This window comes from Cobetia sp. UCD-24C, from assembly GCF_001306765.1.
In the GTDB taxonomy this organism is placed as follows: Bacteria; Pseudomonadota; Gammaproteobacteria; order Pseudomonadales; family Halomonadaceae; genus Cobetia; species Cobetia amphilecti.
Genome location: NZ_LJTD01000044.1, coordinates 1 through 710, shown reverse-complemented (window position 1 = coordinate 710; position 710 = coordinate 1). Strand labels below are relative to the sequence as shown.

Below are 710 nucleotides of genomic sequence, written 5' to 3'. Positions count from 1 at the left end.
TTTTAACGCGCTTGCGCGAGCACAATCCGCACCCTACTACGGAACTTGAGTACAACTCGAGTTTTGAGTTACTGATTGCTGTGTTGTTATCGGCCCAAGCCACCGATGTTGGGGTAAATAAAGCGACTCGTAAACTCTTTGCCGCAGCCAATACTCCGGCAGCCATGTTAGCCTTGGGCGTGGACGGCGTTAAAGAGTACATTAAAACCATCGGCCTCTTTAATGCCAAGGCTGAGAACATCATCAAAACTTGTACTATCTTGGTGAATCAACATCAAGGCGCTGTGCCAGAAGACCGCGAGGCTCTAGAAGCCTTGCCAGGGGTTGGACGCAAAACCGCTAACGTGGTGCTCAATACAGCGTTTGGCTGGCCCACTATTGCCGTCGATACCCATATTTTTCGGGTTGCGAATCGGACTAAATTTGCGCCAGGCAAAACCGTCCGAGCGGTAGAAGATAGACTAGAAAAAGTGATTCCGGCCGAATTTAAAGTAGATGCTCATCACTGGTTTATTTTACACGGGCGATACACCTGTATTGCGCGTAAACCAAGATGTGGCAGTTGCTTAATCGAAGATTTGTGCGAATTTAAACAGAAGACATCAGACGAGGTTTAACATGAGACTACTGCACACCATGCTACGTGTTGGCGACCTGCAAGGCTCCATTCAATTTTACACCGAACTATTGGGCATGAAGCTATTACGTAC

At 47.7% G+C, this 710-nt stretch carries 2 protein-coding genes; both read left to right on the top strand.

The window, feature by feature from the left end; all coding sequences use genetic code 11:
* Positions 1–617, top strand: a 617-nt coding sequence (gene nth, locus AOG28_RS18075) for an endonuclease III (RefSeq protein ID WP_082388971.1), incomplete at its 5' end; no start/stop codon positions are given.
* A 1-nt stretch (position 618) separates the two neighbouring features.
* A partial coding sequence (locus AOG28_RS17475; RefSeq protein WP_200906846.1) for a VOC family protein occupies positions 619–710 on the top strand: 92 nt, incomplete at its 3' end.